A 23,084-nucleotide genomic window follows, 5' to 3' on the forward strand; every position below is an offset into this window, starting at 1 on the left:
CATTTTCATGATTGAGCGAGAGCGGGCGTTCGTGATCGGGCGTTTCAATGTTGCAAAGGGATCGAACCGATCGGGACGGCAGGCGCTTGAATCGCGGCGATTGCCGCGGTCAGGGTCTGTGTGATGGTCGGGGCTGTTGCGGCCTCCGAGGGCGGAGGCACAACCTGTCCGCTCCCGGGCATTGCTGGTGAGGTCGTGGCTCCAGCCGCCAGATTTTCAGGCAGCTTTTCGTGCTGGGGCTCGGCCTTCGGGTAATCATCACTCTGATCGCTGTGCAGGGATGGCCAGAAGGGCTCGAGCACGCGAGCTATGGCCAGATAGCGGCCATAAACGGCGTCATAGTATCGCGCGAGCGCGGCGTCGGGCTCGAACTGACGCGGCTGCATATGCAGCGCGTCCACGGCTTCTTCCAGTGAAGGAGCAAGACCACAGGCGACAGCGGCTGTCAGGGCTGCGCCGAGGGCGCCGGCCTCTCTCAAGGGAGACGTCATGACAGGGCGGCCGAGGATATCGGCAAAAAGCTGGCCAATTTCCGGGCGGCGGCTGCCTCCTCCCGAAATGCCGATCTGACGCACCCCGCCCGTTTGCAGCAGATCCTCCACGTGGTGGCGGTGGTTGAATATCGTACCTTCGATCATCGCGCGGAAGAGATCGGCCCTGTCGTGCCAGGACTGGACGCCGAGGAAAGAGGCGGTGGCCGGCGTCTCGAAGGGGGAGCCAAACAGGTAGGGATGGTAGAGCGGTATCTGACGCTCGGTGCGGCCCGTCGCAAATTTGGCGATGGTCGCCTCGATGAGCCTCGCGGCAGCCTCGGGATCGTCAGGTGCCACGTAACGTGCCATCCACTCCAGATTACTGGCCGACGCAGGCGAGATCGCCATGCAGTTCCACAAGCCCTTGCGGTAGCCAGCGCGGCAGGCCCACTCGGTCCCGATCACCGGGCGGTCACGCAGGACCTCGTTGATGGAGAACGTTCCGGCTGTGACGGTCATGTCACCGGGGCGAACCTGACCCAACCCGACAGCGGCCGCGATTACATCATGCAGGCCAGCAGAAACGGGCGTGCCCTCAGCAAGGCCTGTCAGGGCCGCCGCCTCGGCGCTTACCGTGCCTGCCAGGGCGCATGAATCAAGCATGGGTGGCAGGGCGGCGGAGATTTCCGACAGACCGAGCGCAGAGAGGATATCAGGGCTGTAACTCTGGCTGTGCAGGTCAGTAAAGGCGGTGCTTGCCTCCGTGAGATCGGTGGCAATCTCTCCGGTCAGGCAGTAACGCAGCCAGTCCTTTGCAAAGAACACGGTTCCAATCGAGGCAAAACGCTCGGGTTCGTGGCGCTTGATCCAGGCAAGCAATGTGGTGGCGGAGTACGGATAGGGGCGCTGCCCGGCCACCGGCATCAGGCGATCGAGCAGCCCTTCGCGCTTCCACCCGTCATGAATACCGTAGGCGCGGCTATCAAGCGACATGATGCCGTGACCGAGGGGCTGCTTGTTTCGGTTGAGCAGGAAGAGTCCGTCACCATGCGCCGTGACCCCTACGCCCGCGATATCGGTGCCCGTCAGCCCTGCATCGGCCAGCGCGTCACGTATGGTAGAAGCGACAATGCGCCAGGTTGCAGGCATATCACGCTCGACATGGCGCGGCGTATCGGTGATCTGCGCGACGCGCGCCTGCCCGAGACCGACGATCCTGCCATCTGTTGCGAAAATCACAGATTTGGCGCTCGACGAACCGCAATCGATCCCGATCAGATATCCTGTGCTCATGACCAGGCTCCGTTCTGGCAAGAGGGGTGGTGATCTGACTACAAGACTTAAACCGTCCGTAAATGTTTCGATAATCACAATGCAGTGCGATATATGATACGATTTGTGTCATCGCGCAGCCGATCACTGCCTGTTGAGCGTGATGACAAGTTGTTGCCCTGGTTGAGAAAGCCACGCGCTGAGGCACAACCCTCTCTTGCTGACATGAGATATTTGTGATATTTTTGTTATCTATCGATTGGTCTGCTTGGTCCATCGGAACAAAGCAAAATCTGTCAAAGGCAGTTCTTCAAGATGAGTGATGACCCCAAGCCAGCAGCCGCGCTCGACGGTTTTTCCGGGATCAAGCGCCAGAACCTGAAATCACGTCAGCAGCAGATTCTCGATCTGCTGTTCGAGCAGGGTAATGCGAGCATCGAGTTTCTGGCGGAGCATTTCGATGTCAGCCGTATGACCATTCATCGTGATGCCCATGCGCTGGCAAGTCAGGGGCTGATTGACAAGATCCATGGCGGAATCACGCTCAAGAACCGTGCCCGTACCGAGAAAAACGTTGCCTATCGTCAGCATCGCGCCGCCAATCTGAAGAAGGCGATCATCCAGCGTGCCGTGTCGATGATTGAGCCCGGCCAGGTCATTATTCTAGATGACTCGACCACTGTTGCCGAGATGTTGCCGTTGCTGCCTGCCCGGGCACCGCTGACGGTCATTACCAATGCGGTCGGGGTCGTTCAGGCTCTGGCCCCTTTCCCCGGTATCAAGATCATCTGTCTGGGGGGGGATTACAGCAACTCACGCAACGCGTTCTTCGGGCTGGTGTGCGAGCAGGCTGCGCGCTCATTGCGCGGCAATATCATGTTCATGTCCACCTCCGTGATCTCGGGTGACACGGCTTTCCAGAACGATCAGGATGTCGTGAAGGTCAAGCGTGCCCTGATGGATATTGCCGATCAATGCGTACTTCTGGTGGACAGCACCAAGTTCCGGCAGGGCGGTCTGCACCGCCTGACATCGCTGCAGGAATTCGACCGTATTCTGACGGATAGCCAGATCAAATCCGATACGCTGTCAGATCTTGAAGCCGCTGGTATTCCCGTCGAGATCTGCTGAAGCTTCTCGTCAGCCGGCGTGCATGGTCGTTCCAGCGTAAGCCAGCGTTGAGGCCGGGCGGGTAGCGTCCCCTGCCCGGCCCCTTACCACAATCAGGCGTTTTCGAGCGTCGCCATATCGATGACGAAGCGATACTTCACATCCGATTTGAGCATGCGCGAATAGGCGTTTTCGATCTCATCCATCGCGATCATCTCGATATCCGAGGTGATGCCATGCTCGCCGCAGAAATCCAGCATTTCCTGCGTCTCGGCAATGCCGCCGATCAGCGAGCCGGCAAAGTTGCGGCGCTTCATGATCAGGCTGAATACGCTGACGGGGAGCGGATTCTCGGGAGCGCCTACCTGAACGAGCGTTCCCTCGCGCTTGAGCAGATTCAGATAGGCGTTGATGTCATGATCGGCCGCCACTGCATCGAGGATGAAGTCGAAGCGACCCGTTTCCTTCGCCATCGCTTCCGGGTCCTTGGAGAGCACGACCTCATGCGCGCCAAGACGCAGGCCATCCTCGACCTTGCTTTGCGATGTCGTGAACAGAACCACCTCGGCACCAAATGCCCGCGCGAACTTTACGGCCATGTGGCCGAGCCCGCCAAGGCCAACAATACCCACGCGCTGGCCTGGGCCAACTTTCCAGTGCTTGAGCGGTGAGTAGGTCGTGATACCAGCGCAAAGCAGGGGCGCGACAGCCGCGAGTTCGAGGTTTTCCGGAACCTTGAGAACAAATCCCTGGTCGACCACTACGGCCTTGGAGTAGCCGCCGAAGGTGATACCACGTCCCTGACGGTCTTCACCGTTATAGGTGCCAACAAAGCCGACCTCGCAATATTGCTCGAGACCTTCCTTGCAGCTGGCACATTCGCGGCATGAATCAACCATGCAACCTACGCCAACCAGATCGCCAACCTTGAACTTGCTGACAGACGCGCCAGCCTCGCTGACGCGACCAACAATTTCATGGCCGGGCACGCAGGGATAGATGGTGTTGTGCCATTCATTACGAGCCTGATGAATGTCGGAATGGCAAACGCCGCAATAGAGAATGTCTATACGGACATCGTCAGGACCGGTGTCGCGACGATCAAACTTGAAGGGAGCGAGGCGCTCAGAGGCACCTTGTGCCCCGTAACCGATACAGGAAAGCATCGAGATTCTCCATCCTGGCCCTGGGCAGAGGAACGTCAAACACCCCAAGGACGATCGCCGTCTCTGGGGTGTCTGCCAATAAGCCTTCGGTGTTAACGTCTCGTTGGGCTCGCAAGTTCATTTCCTGCCGCTGTGCAGAGTGTCTATTCAGCCGGGGCCGAACTGGCCTGGGTCCGGCGCTCACGCCAGGCCGAGAGCCTTATATAAAGAGTTGGCAAAACAAGAAGCGTCAGAGCGGTGCAGGAGATCAGTCCCCCTATCACAACACTCGCCAGCGGCTTCTCCACCTCGGCGCCCTCGCTCATGGAAAAGGCCATCGGGAAGAAGCCGAGACACGCCACCGTGGCTGTTGCCATGACAGGGCGGAAACGCTCCCGCGCCGAGGTGACGGCTGCGGTAACAGCGTCGAACCCCGCAAGCCGCTTGTCACGGATATAGGAAATCAGCACCACGCCATTGAGCGTCGCGACACCGAACAGAGCGATGAACCCGATACCAGCCGAGATGCTGAATGGCATGCCACGAACCCAGAGGGCAATGATACCGCCGGTTGCCGCGAAAGGCAGGTTAACGAACACCAGAGCCGCCAGCCAGATATCGCCAAGGGCAAGGATAAGCAGGCAGAAGATCAGGACCAGTGTGATCGGGACGACAATTTCCAGACGTGCCACCGCGGTTTGCAGATTGCGAAACTGGCCGCTCCATTCGATCCTGTAACCCGGCGGAAGCTTGATCTGGCTTTTGACCGCGCTCTGCGCTTCCTGAACGAAGGAGCTGAGGTCGCGGCCACGCACATTGGCCTGTACCATCATCCGACGCTCTCCCTGGTTGCGCCGGATCGCCGCCGGACCGTCACGCAAGGTGATGTCGGCCACCTGATCGAGCCTTACCGAGTGATCGTCACGGGTCAGCACGGGCAGCAGGCGGATATCGTTCAGATCATCACGTGATTCTGCCATGATGCGCACTTCGGTGGGGATCAGCGCATCCTGCAGCGAGACTGGAGGGCCTACATGGCCGCCGATGGATTCCACGACATCCAGCACTTCGGATGTATCGACGTTCAACCGCGCTGCGGCGGTACGATCCACATCGATGTGCAGATACGGGATCGTGCCGACATCCTGCGGGGCCACGTCGGCAGCACCATTGACTGAATCCACTACGCGGGCCGTCTGGCTGGCGAGCTTCATCAGTGTGTCGATGTCCGGACCATAGATGCCTATGGCAATCTGGGAGCGCACACCCGATTGCAGGTCATCCATGCGCATCTGGATAGGCTGACTCCATGAATAGAGCGAGCCGGGGTTGTTTTTGCGCAAGGCGGCATCGAAGGCGCGTATCAGCCCTTCCTGTGTTGTGGCGGTTTTCCACTCGCTGCGCGGCTTGAGCAGAACATAGGTGTCAGACTGCTCGCCGCCCTGAGGATCGGTCGGTATGGCGGAGGTACCGCTATTGCTGACCAGCATCCGGATATCAGGGAATTGCCTGAGTGTTTTCTCGATCTGGGTGATGGCACGCAGCGAGGCGTCGAGCGAGATGCCAGGCAGACGTGTCGAGGTGACGATCAGATCACCTTCCTGCAATTGCGGGATGAATTCACCGCCCAGCCGCGTAGTCAGGCCAAGCGAAACCACCAGCACCAGCAGGGCGATGCCCACCACCATACGCCCGTGATCCATGCACCAGCGCGAGGCCGGCGCGAAACCGCGGCGCAGAAAGCGAATGAAGAAGGTGTCGTGCTCGGTTCCTGTCAGCGCCTCCGTATCAGAAGGATGCGCCTCATTATGGGTTTCGTGCGCGGACGCGTGATGAGGCTTGATCTTCATGATCAGTTCCGCAAAAGCAGGCACGGCGATCAGCGCGTAGATCAGCGACGCAATAAGCGCGAGGATGACCGTCTGGGCCATGGGGCGGAACATTCGGCCCTCAACGCCCTCCAGCGTGAGCACCGGCAGATAGACCATGATGATGATCAGAATGGCGAATATGACCGGTCGCGCCACCGAGCGCACGGTCTCGGCAATACGCCGTGTAAGCGGTACGTCGTCACCCGCCTGACTGGAAAGCACGCTCTCGACAATCACGAGGGCGCTATCGACCACCATCCCGAAATCGATGGCCCCAAGGCTCAGCAGATTGGCGGAAATGCCGAGGTGACGCATACCCACCATTGCGGCCACCAGAGAAAACGGGATGACCGAAATGATCACGAGCGAAGCACGCCAGTCGCCGATCACGACCAGAAGCACGACCAGTACGAGGATCGCGCCGAGGACAAGGTTTTCCTTGACGGTGTGAATGGTGACATCAGTCAGGGTGGCGCGGCTGTAATAGGGCTCGAGCGTCACGCCTTCAGGAAGTGAGGCAATGATCTGAGGCAGGGCAGCCTTGATGCGTGAGAGCGTGGCCTTGGCATTGGCCCCCTGCTGCAACAGGACTACGGCATTGACGATTTCGCCCTCCCCATCGCGCGTGACACCGCCGAGCCTCGGGAGACGCCCCTCACGCACAGTGCCGACATCGCGCACATGGACCACGCCGCCATTGGGCATGCTGCGCACCTGCACCTCGCCCAGCTCATGCAGGCTGTCGATCAGCGAGCGCCCAACGATGATGTTCTGCTCGTCGTTATGCTCGATCCACGCGCCCCCGGCGGCCTCGTTGTCACGATCCACCGCGTTGAACACATCCGACACCGAAACCCGGAACTGACGCAGCGCCATGGGGTTGAGCGCGACCTGGTAGGTCTGTGACGCGCCACCATTGATGTTGACATCGATCACACCGGGGATCAGGCGCAGCTTGGGCACGACGTTCCACGTCATGATCCGGTTCAGCGCGGCCAGTGAGCGACCCTCGCCGTGAATCTGGAGCTGCAGGATCTCGCCCATGCCGGTGGCCATCGGCCCCATCGTGATGGCGAGATTGCGTACAGACACGGCGGCGCGGGCCTGATCGAGCCGCTGCGCCACCAGCTCGCGCGCCCTGTAGATGTCGGTGCCGTCATTGAACTGCAGATAGAGCACGGAAACGCCGGTACGTGAGACCGAGCGCATGGAATCCACCCCGACGATACCGGACATGACGGTTTCTATAGGGAAAGTCACCAGGCGCTCGACCTCCTCTGTCGGCAGGCCGGGTGCGCGCACCGAGATGAGCACCTGCCGGGGCGAGATATCCGGCACCGGCTCAACCGAGAGCGAACGCAGATCCGCGATCCCGGCGATCATGAGAAGGACGACCGCACCGAGTATGGCGGCGCGCCCCTTGAGGAGGGCGAGCATGAATTTCATGGTTACTGACCGCCCTCGCCGTGATTGGGTTCGGGGGCCAGGAGGGCCTGTGACTTCAGAACGAAGCTGCCATCCGTCACGACTGTTTCGCCGGGTTTCAGCCCCTGCGTTACGACAATCCGCCCATCGAGATCAGGGCCGGTCGTCACCTTGCGCGCCTGATAATGTGTGTCATCCAGACGGACAAACACGCAGGGCTGCGAGCCGATTTTCTGTATGGCGCTGGCCGGGATCACGATGCCATGCACGGTTTCGGTCGAAAAGAGCCGTGTCTTGACGAGCATGTCGGGCCGGAGCTGCCTTTTGCTGTTATCCACGAGGCTGCGCACGAGCACATGGCGGGTCATCGGGTCCACACTGCCCTCAATCAGGTCGATGCGTGATTCGATGGGTCTGGCGTCAGGAGCCGGCCAAGTCAGTTGTCTCCCACCCCGGCTCAGATGCGTCGCTTGCTGCTCACCAACCTGCGAGACCACCCAGACCCGGGAAAGATCGTCAATTTCGACGGCTGGCGCGGCACGGCCGGACACTTCCTCCCCCACACCCACCACAATCTTGTTCACGATGCCATCGATCGGGGAGATGACGGATGAATGGAGCCCCTCGGTCTTTTCAGACGATGAAGAGAACCGGGCCAGCCTTTCGCGCTCATTCTGCGCAATGGCCTCGCTGCGTTTGACCGTGCCCTCAGCGTCCTGAAGGCGCGACCGGCGACGCTGGGCCTCACCCTGCGATATGGCGCCGCCCTGAAGGGCGCGGGCCCGATCATAGGACAGACGGGCATCGTCGCGCAGGGCGCGGGCCTGCTGAACCGCAGCTTCGGCCGAAAGGAGGCGCTGATGAGCATCGCTCAGGCTGAAATCGTCATAGGTAAACAGCACCTGACCTTTTTTGACGATCTCACCCGGCGTCACCAGAACGCTCTGCACACGTCCCTGCCCCACCGGGTGAATCCGGGCGCTGCGTCGGTCATCCTGATCGATATAGGCAGGCACATCGACATGCGGTGGCAATGCCCCCTGACGCGTTACGGCGGTATGAATACCTTCCTGCCTGAGTGCCTCCCGCGAAATCGCAATGGGTGCATTCGGCCAGTCAGCAGGGCTCTGCGGTCCGCTCTCTGCACCCGGGGCACTTGGGGCACTCGGCGCGCTGACTGTGCCGGGAGGCGTCGAGACTGGCCCGGCCTGTGCGAGCCCGATCTCGGGTACGAGCGCGAATGACAGGCTGGTAAGGGCAAGGAGAGCGCGGCGATAACGCGCAGACAGGCGGCGCGTGGGGTTGATTATCATGGGTAGTTTCCGGCCATCAGGCTCATTCTGATCATTGCGGCATGCCAGATGACATCGGCTTCGGCGTTCCTCTGTCCGGCTTCGAGCGCCGCACGGCGTGCGCGAAGATATTCGATGACCGGCGTTTCACCGACGCTCCACGCATGTTCAAGGTCATGGGCGCGGGCATCGAGTGCCTGCCGCGCCGATGAGGCATTGCGCAGCATGGCCAGCGCTGAGCTGAGGCTGGCGCGTGTCTGACGGTATTCGGTCTTGACCTTGCGCTGCGCCAGTATGGCATCGCGCTCGGCCGCACCCATGGCCTTGACCTCTTTCATGACCATTGGCGTATTACGTGCCTCGCTTGGCAACGCCATCGAGAACTGGACACCCACCTGAGTGTCCCACGGGCTGCCGTACTGGCCCTGCTTGACCACCTGTACGCCAAGTTGCGGGTTGGGCATGTAGGAGTGGCGCGCCAGCGAATACGCTGCCTTAGCGCTGCGCGAGACTGCCGCAGCCATCTCGATACGCGGGTCGCGAGTGGGGTCGAGTGTCAGGTTCTGCGTGCCCAGGATACGACCGTCGAGCGACAGGATATCGGGGATCTCGTCAGTCCCGGTGAGGGCCTCAAGTTCGGCGCGATTGTTTTCAAGAGCCTGCTCTGACTGGGCAATCTGCGCATCAAAATCGCCCTTCTCACCCACCACAGCGTCAAAATCAGCCGCCGCAATTTCACCGGCGCGCAAACCCTGATGAGAGCTCTGCACCACGCGTTCGAGGAGATCGCTGGTCGCGCGCAGATTGCCGATCTTTTTTTCGAGCAATGTCGCGGCGCTGGCGAGATCGAGGATGCGCACAGCGCTCAGAAGATGCTGCACCTTGATCCGGGCCTTGGCGACCGCTTCATCCGCCAGCGCGTTGCGCACGGTGGCCGTGCCCTGACCGGGGAGCCAGAGGGGAACGCTGATACTGCCCTGATAGGTTGTGTAGCCAAGATTGGTACCGATGAAATGGTCATCGAGATATTGCCCGGCAACGATCGGCCCATCAGGAAACCATGACTGCGCGGCACGAGCGTTCTTGTGTGACGCCGTGGCATCGACGGAAAACGACTGGTTGGCCGGGTCACGGTCCCATGCAAGCTGGATGGCCTCGTGAAAGCTCTCGGCTCTTGCGCCGGGCGCGAGCGCAAGTGCTGCGACAGCAACGAGGGAGGATGCGAGTAAGCATCTGGCCCGTATCGGGCCGAGGGGAAGCTGACGGCGCCTGAGAGCCCGTTTTTGCCGAAGAATCACTGACATGATGGATGATCTTAGGCGGATATGAGCATCGCTCCACGACAAAACTTGGCTGAACGATAAAATAAATAATAAATAGGCAACATGATGGAAAGGATCAGGTAATCCCGACCATCATGTTGCCGTCATGGGCAGGCATCACGCCGTACAGGCCTTAGCTCATTACCCGCTCGACGGTTCAGCCCCGCTCACTCGTCGATGGGCTGCACGTGCGAAACCTTGCCGGCGCGATCGTAATAGATGATCGCATTGCCTCGGCGCTGGGCATAGCCGTCCGGCGTGCCGTCGGGACGTTTGAACAGCATACGGTGGGCGTCGGCCTGCTCGATAACCTTGTCGCCTGGCGGGCGGTATTTGAACATGCTGAAATCGGCCTCTGCCTTGGGCAAGGCGGAGGAGCGGGCCAGCTGATGCATATCCGGCTTCTTCTTGTCGTCATCGTCATCCTGCGCCGTGGCAAGGGCGGGCATGAGCACCGCCCCTGCGCCGAGGGCGCAGAGGAAGAGACGAAGCGGCGCTGACTGTTTCATCAAAGCTATTCCTGTATCAACCTTGTTTTGCGGCACCGGGCATGGCCTGTGCCTTTGCGACATCACTGGCGCTCCAGCCACCACCGAGTGCCCGGTAGAGCGTTACCAGATTCTGGTAACGGGCCAATTGCACATTGATGAGGTTTTGCTGCGCGTTATACAGGCTGCGCTGCTGCGTCAGGGTCGTAAGGTAGGGATCGATACCCGTATTGTAGCGCATCATCGCCAGATCGAAGGCCTGCTGCGAAGACTGGACGAGGCTCTTGAGGTGACTGTCCTGCGCGAGATAGGTCTCGCGCGCCGTAAGGGCATCAGACACTTCCTTGAAGGCCGTCTGAACCGTCTTTTCATAGGTGGCGATCTGGGCAAGGCGACGCGCCTTGCTGATCTTGAGGTTGCCCTCGTTCTGACCCCATGTGAAGATCGGGAAGGTGATGTTGGGCGAAACCGACCATGTCTGCGCGCCGGGCGTGAAGAGATGGCGGAACTGCAACGAGCTGACCCCCTCCTGCGCCGTGAGCGTGACCTTGGGGAAGAACGCCGCCCGTGCTGCACCGATATTGGCGTTCGCACCGATCAGGTTGTGTTCCGCCGACTGGATATCGGGGCGCTGGCCGATCAGGTCGGAAGGCAGGCCCGCAGGCAGATCTGCCATAAGGGTCTGGGTTCCGAAACGCTGCGGCGGCGGCAAAGTGTCAGGCAGAGGCACACCAACGAGCAGTTGTAGCTGATGCTCGTCCTGCGCCATCTGGCGCTCATATTGTGCCTTGTTGCTGGCCGCCTGCTCGACCTGGGTCTGCGTCTGGGCCAGCGTCAGGGCATCAGCCTCGCCATGATCGTATTTCATGCGCGTCAGGCGCAGCGTGTCGCTCTGCGATGTCAGGGTCTGGTCAGTCACGCGCACGAGTTCACGATCGGCCAGCCATTGCAGATAGGTGTTGGCCACCTGCGCTACCATGCTGATCAGCACGGATTGCGCGTTCATGCGCGAGCCCAGAAGCTCTTCCGCCTGCTGGCGGGAAAGGTTGCGGATACGGCCGAATAGATCGACCTCGTAAGACGAGAATCCGATATTGGCGCCGTAATAACGTAGCATCGACGTGCCGCGCCCCAGACCAGGGGCGAAGGAAAAGCCTGCCGTTTCTGAGGGGGCGAAATATTGGCCCTGCCCTGTGACCCCAATGGGGGGGAACAGTGAGGCATGCTGGACCTCGTAACTGCCCTGAGCCTCCATGATCGCTGCTGCCTGGCTACGCAGGTCGCGGTTGTTGCGCAGGGCAAGTTCGATCAACGCGCGCAGTCTTGCGTCGGTAAAGAAGTGCTTCCAGCCGATATCCGAGGCTGCCTGACCGCGGAGGGCCTGCGTCGACCCGGAATCGGCAGGATAGGCATTCTGCACGGGCTGGGTTGGGCGCTGGTATTTCGGGGCCAGATCGCATGAAGCGAGCATGGTGAACGCCAGCAGGGCGCCCACCGATCCGGTTTTGGTCAAAAGGCTCATGCGCCCTCTCCTCGCGCAGCTTCATTGCGGTGTTCGTATGGATCAACGCGATCCTTCATGCGTGTCACCTTGAACAGACGCAGGATCACCACGAAGAAGACCGGGACGAAATAGACGGCCAGCAAGGTTGCGGACAACATGCCGCCGACCACGCAGGTACCGATGGCCACACGTGCCGCCGACCCGGCCCCAGTCGCAATGGCCAGCGGGAAAACGCCGCAGACGAAAGCGATGGAAGTCATCAGGATCGGGCGAAGACGCTCGCGACCCGCCTTGAGAACGGCATCTTCAAGAGAGTCACCCTGCTCGAAGAATTCTTTAGCGAATTCGACAATCAGAATGGCGTTCTTGACCGAGAGACCGACCGTGGTCAGCAGGCCCACCTGAAAATACACGTCGTTATCCAGACCACGCCAGAGCGTGGCACCAATCGCGCCGAGCACACCAAGTGGCAGCACCATCAGCACTGCAAGCGGAATGGCCCAGCTTTCATAAAGCGCGGCAAGGCAAAGCAGGATGACGATGGCCGCGAGTGCGTAGAGCGGGCCAGTCGAACCGCTGGATGCGACCTGTTCGTAGGAAATGCCGGTCCACTCATACCCGATACCCTTGGGCAGATGGGACAGGATCTTTTCCATCTCCTTCATGGCATCGCCCGAGCTTGTGCCAGGTGCGCCCTGACCCTGCAGTTCAAAGGAGTTCAGACCGTTATAGTCCTCCACCTTCTGCGGACCGACAATCCAGTTACCCGTGGCAAAGGAGTTGAACGGCACCATGTTGCCGGCGGTATTGCGCACATACCATTTATTGAGGTCTTCAGGCGTCATGCGCGCCCAGGCTTCACCTTCGATATAGACCTGTTTGACACGGTCGCTTCGCATGAACTGGTTGACGTAAATCGAGCCAAACGCACCCTGGATGGTGGTGTTGATCTCGGCATTCGTCACGCCCTGCGCGTTGGCACGCTCACGGTCGATATCCAGATGGAACTGGGGCTGATCTTCAAGGCCCATCGGGCGCACAGCCATCAGACGCGGGTTTTTGGCAGCTTCGCCCAGAACCTGGTTACGAGCGGCAAGAAGGGCCTTGTGACCGAGATGCCCGTTATCCTCAAGCTCGAGATCGAAGCCCGCTGCGTTGCCGAGCTCCATCACGGCAGGCGGATTGATGGCAAAAATGATTGCTTCCGGGTCCATCCAGAAGTGCTTCATGATTTCGCCAGCCACCGACATGGTGGTGTTCTTGTAACCCGGTCGTTCATCCCACGGCTTGAGACGGATGAAGAAGGCACCCGCACTCTGGCCCTGACCGGCAAAGTTGAAGCCGTTCATGGCAAAGACGGACTGCGCGATATCACCGTATTTGTGCATCACGTAATCGGTGATCTTGCGGTTGACCGCCGCCGTCTGGGCATTATTGGCACCCGGACGCATGGTGACCTGACCGAAGATAATCCCCTGATCTTCTTCCGGCAGAAAGCCGCCCGGCACACGAAGGAACAGGAACACAGCGCCGATCGCAAAGACCGCGAAGATGAGCATGCTGACCAGACGGCTGCGCACCAGGCGACGCACACCGTTCAGGTAGCCATTGGTCATGCGATCGAAATTGCGGTTGAACCAGGCAATCGGTCCGGTCTTGTGCTCCTTGTGGGTGGGCTTGAGCATGGAGCCGCACAGCGCGGGGGTCATGATCGTGGCCACCAGCACCGAAAGCCACATGGCCGCAACAATAGTGATCGAGAACTGACGATAGATCACGCCGGTCGAACCGCTGAACGCGGCCATGGGCAGGAACACGGCAGTAAGAACAAGCACGATACCCACGAGAGCACCGGTGATTTCGTCCATCGACTGACGTGAGGCTTCCTTGGGCGACAGCCCCTTCTCGCTCATCACGCGCTCGACGTTTTCGACCACCACGATCGCGTCATCGACGAGAAGGCCGACGGCGAGCACCATGGCCAGCATGGTCAGCGTGTTGATGGAAAAGCCAAGGGCCGAGAGCACACCGAAAGTGCCCAGAAGCACCACCGGCACGGCGATTGTCGGAATGAGCGTGGCGCGGAAATTCTGCAGGAAGATCAGCATCACGACGAACACGAGCGCAATGGCTTCGAGCAGCGTGATGACAACTTCCTTGATCGACAGGGTGATGAACGGCTCGGTATCGAGCGGGTAAACCGTCTTGAGGCCCTGCGGATAGAATTTTTCGAGCTCGGCAACCTTGGCGCGCACCGCCGTCTCGGTTGTCAGCTGGTTCGCACCCGGCGCGAGCTTGAGCGCCATACCGACCGTTGGCAAGTTGTTGTAGAACGAGGTCAGGTTGTAGTTCTGCGCACCCAGTTCGACACGGGCGACATCGCTGAGCAGTACCTGAGAACCGTCCTGCTGTACCTTGAGCACGATCTTCTTGAACTGCTCGGGCTCACTGAGGCGGGTCGGACCGATGATCGTTGCGTCAAAGCCGATTTCCTTGGTGGAGGGTAGACCGCCCAGTTCACCCGAGGAAACCTGAATGTTCTGCTGCTGGATGGCTGTCTGAACATCGCTGACATTGAGCGAATATTTATAGAGCTTGTTGGGGTCCATCCATACGCGCATCGCGTATTCGGAACCGAACAGCGTATGGTCACCCACACCGGAAACGCGCGACAGCGGATCGGATACGTTCGAGGCTACGTAATCGGCAATATCCTGACCCGACATGCTGCTGTCGGTCGAGATGAAGGCGAGCACGAGCATGAAATTCTTCACGGCCTTCGTGACGCTCAGGCCCTGGTTGACGACTTCTGTCGGCAGGCGCGGCTGTGCCAGCTGCAACTTGTTCTGCACCTGCACCTGCGCGATGTCAGGGTTTGTCCCCTGCGCGAAGGTCAGGTCGATTTCCATATGGCCGCTGCCGTAGGATGACGCCGAAAGATATTCGAGGTGATCAAGGCCGAACATCTGCTGCAGGATCGGCCGGACAGTGGTGTTGTTCACCGTCTCGGCCGATGCGCCGGGATAATCAACCGTGATCGCGATCTGTGGTGGAGCGATGGAGGGGTACTGGGCAATCGGCATGCTGAAGATGGCGACGCCACCCACCAGCATGATGATCAGCCCGATAACCCAGGCGAAGATCGGTCTGTCGATGAAGAAACGAGACATGGACTACTCTTATCCTGCGTGCGCGGGCTGGGCGTCAGCTGCCTTGCCGTCTGTGGCCTTGTCGTCAGCCGTTTTCTCAACCGGCTTTACGACGGCACCCGGATGGGCCTTCTGCAATCCCTCGACGATGATGCGGTCACCGTCATTGAGGCCCCCCATCACAACCCAGTCGCCATCAAGGGCGCGGTCGAGCTGTACAAAGCGCATGGTCACCTTGTTGTCGCCATCGAGCGCATAAACGAAAGGATCGCCCTTCGAGTCACGCTGCAGTGCAGGCTGCGGGATGGTGATGGCCTTGGGATCGACACCCTCGGCGACTTCGGCATGAACGTACATGCCAGGCATCAGAAGGCGATCGGGGTTGGGGAATTCGGCACGGACGACCATGGTGCCCGTTGCAGGGTCGACAGTGACTTCAGTCAGGCGCAGCTGGCCGGCCTTGTCGTAGCGGCTGCCATCCTCGAGTGTAAGCTCAACCGCCGCGGCATTACCCGACACCTTTTCCAGCTTGCCGCTGGCGAATTCGCGTCGCAGGCGCAGCATGTCCGAAGTGGCAAGGTTCACGTCCACATAAATCGGGTCCATGCGCGTGACCGTAGCAATGGCCGTGGTCTGACCCGCGGTGACGAGTGTGCCGGGGGTGACGAGCATACGTCCGATACGTCCGTCGATGGGCGAGCGTACCTGGGTCCAGTCCAGATTAACGGCTGCGCTGTCCACGTTGGCTTTTGCCTGCGCGATATCAGCCTCCGCCTGACGGGAGGACGAAAGGGTATTATCGTAGTCCTGTTTGCTGACGGCATGGGCCGCAGCAAGCGGGCGATAACGCTCCAACTGGGCGCGAATGCTCAATGCTGCCGCCTGGGCGTGCAGAAGCTGCGCCTTCGCCTGATCGTAAGTGGCCTTATAGGGAGCCGGGTTGATCACATAAAGGAGCTGACCGGCCTTGACGTCAGTGCCCTGCTCGAAGGCGCGCTTGAGAATGACGCCGCCGACCTGTGGGCGAACCTGCGCCTGCTCGAACGCCTCGACACGGCCAGGCAGCGATGTCGCTGTCTTGAGCGGGTGAGGATGGACCGTGTAGATGCCTACCGTCTGCGGGGGTGGTTTGGGAGCGTCCGCCTTGTGTTTGCAGCCCGTGAGGTCAAGCGTCAGCAGAGCCAGAGGGATGAGACGCAGTGAAAGGCTGGTAGTGGCCTTCAGAGACCACGGCAAACGTGGCGTGTAAGACTGAAATGCTCGCATGCTGGCGCTATCCAAAATTACCATGTTTGTGAAGGGTAACCGCAAACCGTGCGCTCGCGCCAAAAAAGGTTTCGGAAACCCTTGAGTTTCTCTGGCATAGGGAACTATACGGTTTCCGAACCTCGGTCAACGGACCCTTTGAAGCTCTGGAGCGGTTTTTCGCAATACGATGTCAACTGTGCCCCTCACCATCAAAAGTCCCGCCCAAGACCCGGAGCCTGCTGCGCTGCGCAAGCATTGTGGCCGACCGCCAGTATTATGCGAGACCGAGAGGCGCGACAGAATATTCGATGCGGCAGAGATTGTGCTACAGGAGTATGGATACTCGGGCGCATCTATGGACCGTATTGCTCAATGTTCGAACATGTCCAAGAAGACGCTCTATCACATGTTCGCAAGCAAGCAGGAAATGGTCGAGTTACTGCTCAGGGATCGCCTTCTTCTGTCGGGGCTGCGTGATCTTGAGCTTTGCGGCGATACCGTAGAGGACAAGCTTGTTTACGGGCTGGAAAAGCTGGCCGTCGCGATGATGACCGAAAAGCGTCTAAGTCTGATTCGGGTGGTGATCGCTGAGGTTTCTCGTAACCCCGAGGTCAGTCGCTTCGTTCGCGAGTTCTTCTCCAGCGCGGCTGGTCCGTTCCCACTACGCGTGTGGCTCGAGCGCTTCGTCGATGAAGGAGCCCTGGCGATTGACGATGTCGAGGAAGCGTCTGACCTGCTTTTCGGCGCTTCGCTCGCGACGTCGATGCTGTGCGAGCTAAGCCATTGTCGGCCGCGTCAGCATTGGGACGAAACGCCGCGTTATCTGCGCCGCGTCGTCAGGATGTTCCTCTGCGGTCTCGAAAACGAAAAAGGGGCCTGAAAAGGCCCCTCTCATTCGTCAGGCAACCAGCCTGCCGTCCTTGTCTACCAGTTCAATTGGATAATCACCGGTAAAGCAGGCATCGCAGTAGCGACCCTGTGCGCCGGTGCGGCCGTCATGCCCAAGCGCCCGATAAAGACCATCGAACGAGATGAAAGCGAGGCTATCCACGCCAATGGCCTCGGCCATCTTCTCGATGCTGTGGGTCGCAGCCAGAAGCTGGCTCTCTTCGGGGGTATCGATGCCATAGAAGCACGGATGCTTCGTGGGCGGGCTGCTGATACGCATATGCACTTCGGTTGCCCCGGCAGCACGCACCATATCAACGATCTTGCGTGATGTCGTGCCGCGTACGATTGAGTCATCCACCAGCACGACACGCTTGCCCGCGAGCACAGGCGTGTTGGCCGAGTGTTTCATGCGCACGCCCAGATTGCGGATCTGGTCCGTCGGCTCGATGAAAGTGCGCCCGACATAGTGGTTGCGGATGATGCCCATCTCGAACGGAATTCCGCTCTCCGCGGCAAAACCCATTGCAGAGGGCACGCCTGAATCGGGTACGGGCACGATCACATCGGCTTCCACGCCGCTCTCACGGGCAAGCTCGACGCCAATCTGCTTACGCGCTTCATAGACCGAATGATCTTCAAGGATCGAATCAGGGCGGGCGAAATAGATGTATTCGAAAACGCAGAAGCGCGGGCTGGTCTGCGCGAAGGGACGCATGGAGCGTATCCCGTCATTGTCGATGATCACCATCTCGCCAGGTTCGACATTGCGCACGAATTCGGCGCCCACGATATCCAGGGCACAGGTCTCGCTGGCCAGCATCCAGCCGCCATCAGCCACGCGGCCGAGAATGAGCGGGCGTACGCCCAGCGGATCACGAAGCCCGATCAGAAAGTCGGGCGCCAGCGCCACCACCGAGTAGGCACCCTTCACCTGCTTTGCAGCATCCACCAGACGCTCCAGCACGGTGGCATAGAGCGAGATGGCGATAAGATGAACGAACACCTCCGTGTCGGTCGTCGACTGGAACAGACAGCCACGCTTGACCAGTGCCTGTCGAAGTGTCGCTGCGTTGGTCAGATTGCCGTTATGCGCCACCGCCAGACCGCCGAACTCGAAATCGGCATAGAGCGGCTGGACGTTACGCAGCAATGTACCGCCGGTCGTGGCATAGCGGTTATGCCCAATGGCCCCGCTGCCCTTGAGCGTGCTCATGACACGTGCATCGCTGAACACGTCGCCCACGAGGCCAAGGCCCTTGTGCTGGCAGAAGCGCTCACCATCATGGCTGACGATACCGGCGGCTTCCTGCCCGCGATGCTGAAGGGCGTGAAGGCCAAGCGCTGCCAGAGCGGAGGCATCGGGGGCGCCCCAGATACCAACCACGCCGCATTCCTCATAGGGGCGGTTCGCAGTTTCGAGTGTGGCGGGATCAATCATCGGGCGGCGCTCCTGGGCATGGTCACGCTTGGGCGACCGGAAATGGGGCGATCGGTGATGCGGCGATCGGGCGATCTGAGATAGGCTGTTCCGGACCGGGGTCTGTCAGAAGGCAGCCTCATGACCTGTTGCGGGCGGCATGGCAAGATGAAGTTGCGGGAAATATGGCATTAGTTCCCGCACGAAATTCACGCCGTCGAGGATGTAGGGTCCGGATTTGCTTCCTGCAATAAGCGAATGAGCCATATCTGCGCCTGCCACAGAGACGCAGACCAGATAGAGCACGACCAGCAGGAGATAGCCGCGTGCAACGCCGAACAGACAACCAAGCAGCTTGTCCGTCCCTCCCACGAGCACACTGCGAAGCCCGCTGGCCAGGCGTTGCGCGACGGTCGATAGAACGAGGACCAGCACGATGAAGGAGACGATATAGGCAAGTGCCGTCGCGGCGAGCGGGTCGCTAACCTTCTGCGTGATCCAGGGAAGGATGAGGGGGGCGACCCGTGCGGCCAGCACGAAGCTGGCAAGCCAGGCAGCGAGGCTGAACACCTCGCGTGCGAAGCCGCGTACGCCACCCCACAACGCTGAAACGAGAAGAACAAAGAGAACTGCGATGTCAGCAGAATTTTCCATGGGTGTTCTGGAGCGGATCCGGTCAGGGGAGCTTGGTGGAGGACGGCCGCCAGTATTTGCGTGTGCTATCGGTACTGGCAGGGATGTCGCGATTGATCTGGTTCAGCAGGTTTCCAAGCTGCACACGATGATCGATCTCGCGCCACACGGCTTTCGCGTCAATACCCCGCAATGCCCACAGGCGCAGAAGCGCCTCAAGAAAGGTGGCGCTTTGCTCAACCAGATCCTGAGGTTGCTCGAGCGAGTAGAAGGTAACGCATCGCACGGTGGCATGCGCGAGATCACGTCGCAGGGCATCGTCAGAGAGAACGGCGATAACCGGAGATTGTGGCGTACCCCCCTTTGAATCCTTCCTGTTGCCAGTCTTGGAACGCGCCTTGACGGGAACGCTCTGCCGCTTCTTGCCTCTTTTGGGCTTGGGGCTTGCAGGCGGGTTTCCGGGCTCGGCAGGTGTCGACGGGCCAAGCCGGCCGAGCAAGACATCAAGAATATGCGGATCGTCCATAGGCACCTTCATCTCATCCGCATATGAATTTGCCACGGCAATCGTCAATTAAATGCGTGTATCTTCGGTTGTTTTGACGCGATTTGTCGATCAATGCCCGACCGAGCGCGAAAACACGTTAACGACAATGACCCCGATGATGATGAGAGAGAGCCCGATCAGAGCTGGCGTGTCGAGGGCCTGCCGGAACTTGATCCAGCTGATGGCGGAGATGAGCACGATCCCGACGCCCGACCAGATGGCATAGGCGATGCCGGTGGGCATGGTACGCAGGGTGAAGGATAGCGCGTAAAACGAGATGACATAGCCCAGAACGCTCAGCATGCCCGGCACTGCGCGCGTGAAGCTGTCCGACATCTTGAGCATGGTGGTGGCAAACACCTCTGAGCAGATGGCGATCAGAAGATAGAGATATGTCATGAGACCCCGGACCATGAAACCGGGGTTTTCTTAACGCAACCCGGCGGGGGTGTCACGTTACCTGGGGGAACAAGGATACCCACGACTGGCTTGAGTTCCTGCGGCACAAGGCGTTTGGGCGGTTGGCCGAGAGCTGACAAGAAAGGTCACATGGTGGTGAGTCCCCCGCACCTGAGCGATATGTCCGATCTGAAATATCCTGCCCCTGCCCGCTTTGCCCCGCGAGGTTGGGGGGACAACGCAGGGCGCCGGCGACCCTTCAGAGGCCGCCGGGTACAATAGGTCAGGCCGGCTCGACCTCGTCTGTCCTCAGATAAAGCTTCCCGCCATGGGCCTTGAAGCTCTCTTTCATGTCTTCCATGCCCTGCTCACGTTCAGCATTGCGCCGGATGTCATGACTGATCTTCATCGAGCAGAATTTGGGCCCGCACATCGAGCAGAAATGGGCAGTCTTGTGCGCCTCTTTCGGCAGGGTCTCGTCGTGATAGGACCGCGCCGTATCCGGGTCGAGTGCCAGATTGAACTGGTCCTGCCACCGGAATTCGAAACGTGCACGCGAGATGGCATCATCACGAATCTGAGCCGCAGGATGCCCCTTAGCGAGGTCAGCGGCATGGGCGGCGATCTTGTAGGTGATGACCCCCACCTTGACGTCGGATCGGTCTGGCAGCCCAAGATGCTCTTTGGGTGTGACATAACAGAGCATGGCGCAACCATACCAGCCAATCATCGCGGCGCCGATGCCTGAGGTGATGTGATCATAGCCGGGGGCAATATCGGTGGTGAGCGGACCAAGCGTATAGAAGGGGGCTTCGCCACATTCGCGCAGCTGCTTGGTCATGTTGATCTTGATCTTGTGCATGGGCACATGGCCCGGCCCTTCGATCATGACCTGACATCCCTTCGCCCATGCAATACGGGCGAGTTCGCCTAGCGTTTCCAGCTCGGCAAACTGGGCTGCGTCGTTTGCATCGGCGATTGAGCCAGGGCGCAGCCCGTCGCCCAGCGAGAACGAGATGTCGTAGCGACGCATGATGTCGCAGATCTCGTCGAAATGTTCGTACAGGAAATTCTCGCGGTGATGTGCGAGGCACCATGCGGCCATGATCGACCCGCCGCGTGAGACGATACCTGTGGTGCGTTGCGCCGTGAGCGGCACATGGGCGATGCGGACGCCTGCATGGATGGTGAAGTAATCCACCCCCTGCTCTGCCTGTTCGATCAGGGTGTCGCGATAGATTTCCCAGGTCAGGTCTTCGGCGACGCCGCCCACTTTCTCAAGCGCCTGATAAAGCGGCACGGTCCCGATCGGCACGGGCGAGTTGCGGAGGATCCAGTCGCGGATATTGTGAATATTGCGACCGGTTGAGAGGTCCATCACCGTATCGGCGCCCCAGCGTATGGACCAGACCAGTTTTTCAACCTCCTCGGCGGCGGAGGATGTCACTGCCGAATTGCCGATATTGGCGTTGATCTTCACCAGAAAGTTGCGCCCGATGATCATGGGCTCGAGTTCGGGATGGTTGATGTTGGCAGGGATGATTGCGCGACCGGCTGCGATTTCCGAGCGCACGAATTCAGGAGTGATGAAGCTCGGAATTTCAGCCCCGAAATCCTCACCATCGGCACGGCGTGCCTCGGCACCCTCGACCATTTCGGCGCGCCCGAGATTTTCACGATGGGCGACGAAGATCATCTCTTCCGTGATGATCCCTGCACGGGCGAACTCGTATTGGGTCACAGGGTGGCCATCCTGCCCGCACAGAACGCCGTGGGGGGCCGGGCACTGGGGCACCGCATGATCGCCCTTGGCGAAGCCGTTGTCCTCGGGCTTGGTCGCGCGGGTTTCGGTCACTTTCGTGAGGCCACGGCGCGACAGCCAATGGTCGCGCAGTCGGGGCAGACCAAGAGATACATCAGCATGATAGCCGGGGGCGGTATAGGGGCCGGATGTGTCGTAAACCCTCACCGCGGGCTCGTTCGCGGTGGGTTCGAGATCGATCTCGCGAAATGGTACAGTAATATCGGGCCGGTCAGCCGGGCTTGAAATAATCTTGCGCGAGCCCGAGATCGGACCGGTTGTTACCGTGCCATGCGCGGGCGCGCGATCGAGCGTGTTGACCTTGGTGGAATGAAGCGTTGAGTCGTCCATCATGTCTCCCCTTGCGGCGTGGAGTTATGTCCGACAGCGCAAGAGCAGAGTGAACGGAAGTCGCGTGTAGGGGGACCGGGCCGTTCACACCAATCCCTACGCCGGTACGAACCGGATCAGGTTCTTCGCCCACATGCCGGGGCGAAAGGGTCGCTGCGCTGCGGAAATCCCGCGATCAGCCTCTCAGCCTCTTGTCGAGGCCCCCCCTGGTATGGACGGGAGCATGGCGTGGTTAGGCGCGTACTGTCAATCGAATTAACGATGCAGGATCACGGCCTCTGCAAGATTGCCCGGTTGGGTTTATAACCCGTGCGTGGCCTGTCAGGCACGCACATGGGAAGCCCGGGCGCTCATTGGCTTGAGCTGCCCTATCTCCTGATCATGGCGATTCATGCCCGCAGGCGTGATGTGAAAGCGGCCGTCATCGCCGAGAGTCACAAAACCCATTTTCTGCAGGCGTTCCAGACAAGGCTGGTCGCGCAGATCCTGCGGACGGCCTATGCCCTCGCAGAGAAGTACACGATGCAGCGTCGAGCGACAGCACGTTTCGAGATAGGGTTCATCCCACATGATGCTGCCTCCATATTGCGCCCGATTGGGTAGCGTGGCGCTTCGCATAACAGGTCGTGCCCGGCCTTTCCACGGTCCATCGCATCTTCCGGTCACGTTTTGCCCGTTTTAAGGCAGTCGGGGACAGCTCTGTCCGGGTATTGCAACAGAGCAAGAAACGTGTCGGGTGGCGACAT

17 protein-coding genes are annotated in these 23,084 nt (G+C 59.9%); 2 read left to right on the forward strand and 15 right to left on the reverse strand.

Going from position 1 to position 23,084, the window contains the following annotated elements; translation table 11 throughout:
• Positions 1-44: 44 nt before the first annotated feature.
• Positions 45-1,766, reverse strand: a complete 1,722-nt coding sequence (locus tag Asbog_RS06680) for an FGGY-family carbohydrate kinase (RefSeq protein WP_083510752.1) — start codon at positions 1,764-1,766, stop codon at positions 45-47.
• A gap of 294 nt (positions 1,767-2,060) precedes the next feature.
• On the opposite strand from Asbog_RS06680, the gene Asbog_RS06685 reads away from it, so the two are divergent.
• On the forward strand, positions 2,061-2,876 hold the full coding sequence (locus tag Asbog_RS06685) for a DeoR/GlpR family DNA-binding transcription regulator (protein ID WP_062164535.1): 816 nt from the start codon (positions 2,061-2,063) through the stop codon (positions 2,874-2,876).
• Positions 2,877-2,968: 92 nt separating this feature from the next.
• Here the strand turns inward: Asbog_RS06685 and Asbog_RS06690 are convergent, their stop codons facing one another.
• The 8 genes from Asbog_RS06690 to Asbog_RS06725 form a co-directional block, all read right to left on the reverse strand.
• Positions 2,969-4,021: an NAD(P)-dependent alcohol dehydrogenase gene (locus Asbog_RS06690; protein WP_023977261.1), complete on the reverse strand. Its 1,053-nt coding sequence runs from the start codon at positions 4,019-4,021 to the stop codon at positions 2,969-2,971.
• A 143-nt stretch (positions 4,022-4,164) separates the two neighbouring features.
• The gene (locus tag Asbog_RS06695) at positions 4,165-7,317 is read right to left on the reverse strand and encodes an efflux RND transporter permease subunit (RefSeq protein ID WP_062164536.1); all 3,153 of its coding nucleotides are present in this window, start codon (positions 7,315-7,317) and stop codon (positions 4,165-4,167) included.
• Between the two features lie 2 nt (positions 7,318-7,319).
• A complete protein-coding gene (locus Asbog_RS06700; RefSeq protein ID WP_062164537.1) occupies positions 7,320-8,609 on the reverse strand; it encodes an efflux RND transporter periplasmic adaptor subunit in 1,290 nt (429 codons plus the stop codon).
• On the reverse strand, positions 8,606-9,892 hold the full coding sequence (locus tag Asbog_RS06705) for a TolC family protein (RefSeq protein WP_083510753.1): 1,287 nt from the start codon (positions 9,890-9,892) through the stop codon (positions 8,606-8,608). The genes Asbog_RS06700 and Asbog_RS06705 overlap by 4 nt, the downstream gene beginning before the upstream one ends.
• 185 nt (positions 9,893-10,077) lie before the next feature.
• Positions 10,078-10,359, reverse strand: coding sequence for a hypothetical protein (locus Asbog_RS06710; protein WP_051395777.1), 282 nt, complete (start codon positions 10,357-10,359; stop codon positions 10,078-10,080).
• Positions 10,360-10,435: 76 nt separating this feature from the next.
• Entirely contained in the window at positions 10,436-11,920 is a 1,485-nt protein-coding gene (locus tag Asbog_RS06715) for an efflux transporter outer membrane subunit (RefSeq protein ID WP_171840670.1), read from the reverse strand.
• Positions 11,917-15,072 (reverse strand): efflux RND transporter permease subunit, encoded by a 3,156-nt coding sequence (locus tag Asbog_RS06720; RefSeq protein WP_023977255.1) that lies wholly within the window; start codon positions 15,070-15,072, stop codon positions 11,917-11,919. The genes Asbog_RS06715 and Asbog_RS06720 overlap by 4 nt, the downstream gene beginning before the upstream one ends.
• Before the next feature lie 9 nt (positions 15,073-15,081).
• The gene (locus tag Asbog_RS06725) at positions 15,082-16,317 is read right to left on the reverse strand and encodes an efflux RND transporter periplasmic adaptor subunit (protein ID WP_083510754.1); all 1,236 of its coding nucleotides are present in this window, start codon (positions 16,315-16,317) and stop codon (positions 15,082-15,084) included.
• A 169-nt stretch (positions 16,318-16,486) separates the two neighbouring features.
• Here Asbog_RS06725 and Asbog_RS06730 point away from each other — a divergent pair, with 169 nt between their 5' ends.
• Positions 16,487-17,179 (forward strand): TetR/AcrR family transcriptional regulator, encoded by a 693-nt coding sequence (locus Asbog_RS06730; protein ID WP_083510755.1) that lies wholly within the window; start codon positions 16,487-16,489, stop codon positions 17,177-17,179.
• Between the two features lie 18 nt (positions 17,180-17,197).
• Here Asbog_RS06730 and purF read toward each other — a convergent pair whose 3' ends face one another.
• The 6 genes from purF to Asbog_RS14205 all read right to left on the reverse strand — a co-directional run bounded on the left by purF (position 17,198) and on the right by Asbog_RS14205 (position 22,908).
• The gene (gene purF / locus Asbog_RS06735) at positions 17,198-18,628 is read right to left on the reverse strand and encodes an amidophosphoribosyltransferase (protein WP_062164539.1); all 1,431 of its coding nucleotides are present in this window, start codon (positions 18,626-18,628) and stop codon (positions 17,198-17,200) included.
• A 105-nt stretch (positions 18,629-18,733) separates the two neighbouring features.
• On the reverse strand, positions 18,734-19,261 hold the full coding sequence (locus Asbog_RS06740) for a CvpA family protein (protein WP_062164540.1): 528 nt from the start codon (positions 19,259-19,261) through the stop codon (positions 18,734-18,736).
• 22 nt (positions 19,262-19,283) lie between these two features.
• Positions 19,284-19,766, reverse strand: coding sequence for a hypothetical protein (locus tag Asbog_RS06745; RefSeq protein ID WP_062164541.1), 483 nt, complete (start codon positions 19,764-19,766; stop codon positions 19,284-19,286).
• 90 nt (positions 19,767-19,856) lie between these two features.
• A complete protein-coding gene (locus Asbog_RS06750; protein ID WP_062164542.1) occupies positions 19,857-20,186 on the reverse strand; it encodes a DMT family transporter in 330 nt (109 codons plus the stop codon).
• A gap of 283 nt (positions 20,187-20,469) precedes the next feature.
• Positions 20,470-22,341, reverse strand: coding sequence for a phosphomethylpyrimidine synthase ThiC (thiC, locus tag Asbog_RS06755; protein WP_231944677.1), 1,872 nt, complete (start codon positions 22,339-22,341; stop codon positions 20,470-20,472).
• Between the two features lie 318 nt (positions 22,342-22,659).
• Complete coding sequence (locus tag Asbog_RS14205; protein ID WP_083510756.1) at positions 22,660-22,908, reverse strand: hypothetical protein; 249 nt, start codon at positions 22,906-22,908, stop codon at positions 22,660-22,662.
• Positions 22,909-23,084: the final 176 nt, after the last annotated feature.

Source organism: Asaia bogorensis NBRC 16594, from assembly GCF_001547995.1.
Lineage (GTDB): Bacteria > Pseudomonadota > Alphaproteobacteria > Acetobacterales > Acetobacteraceae > Asaia > Asaia bogorensis.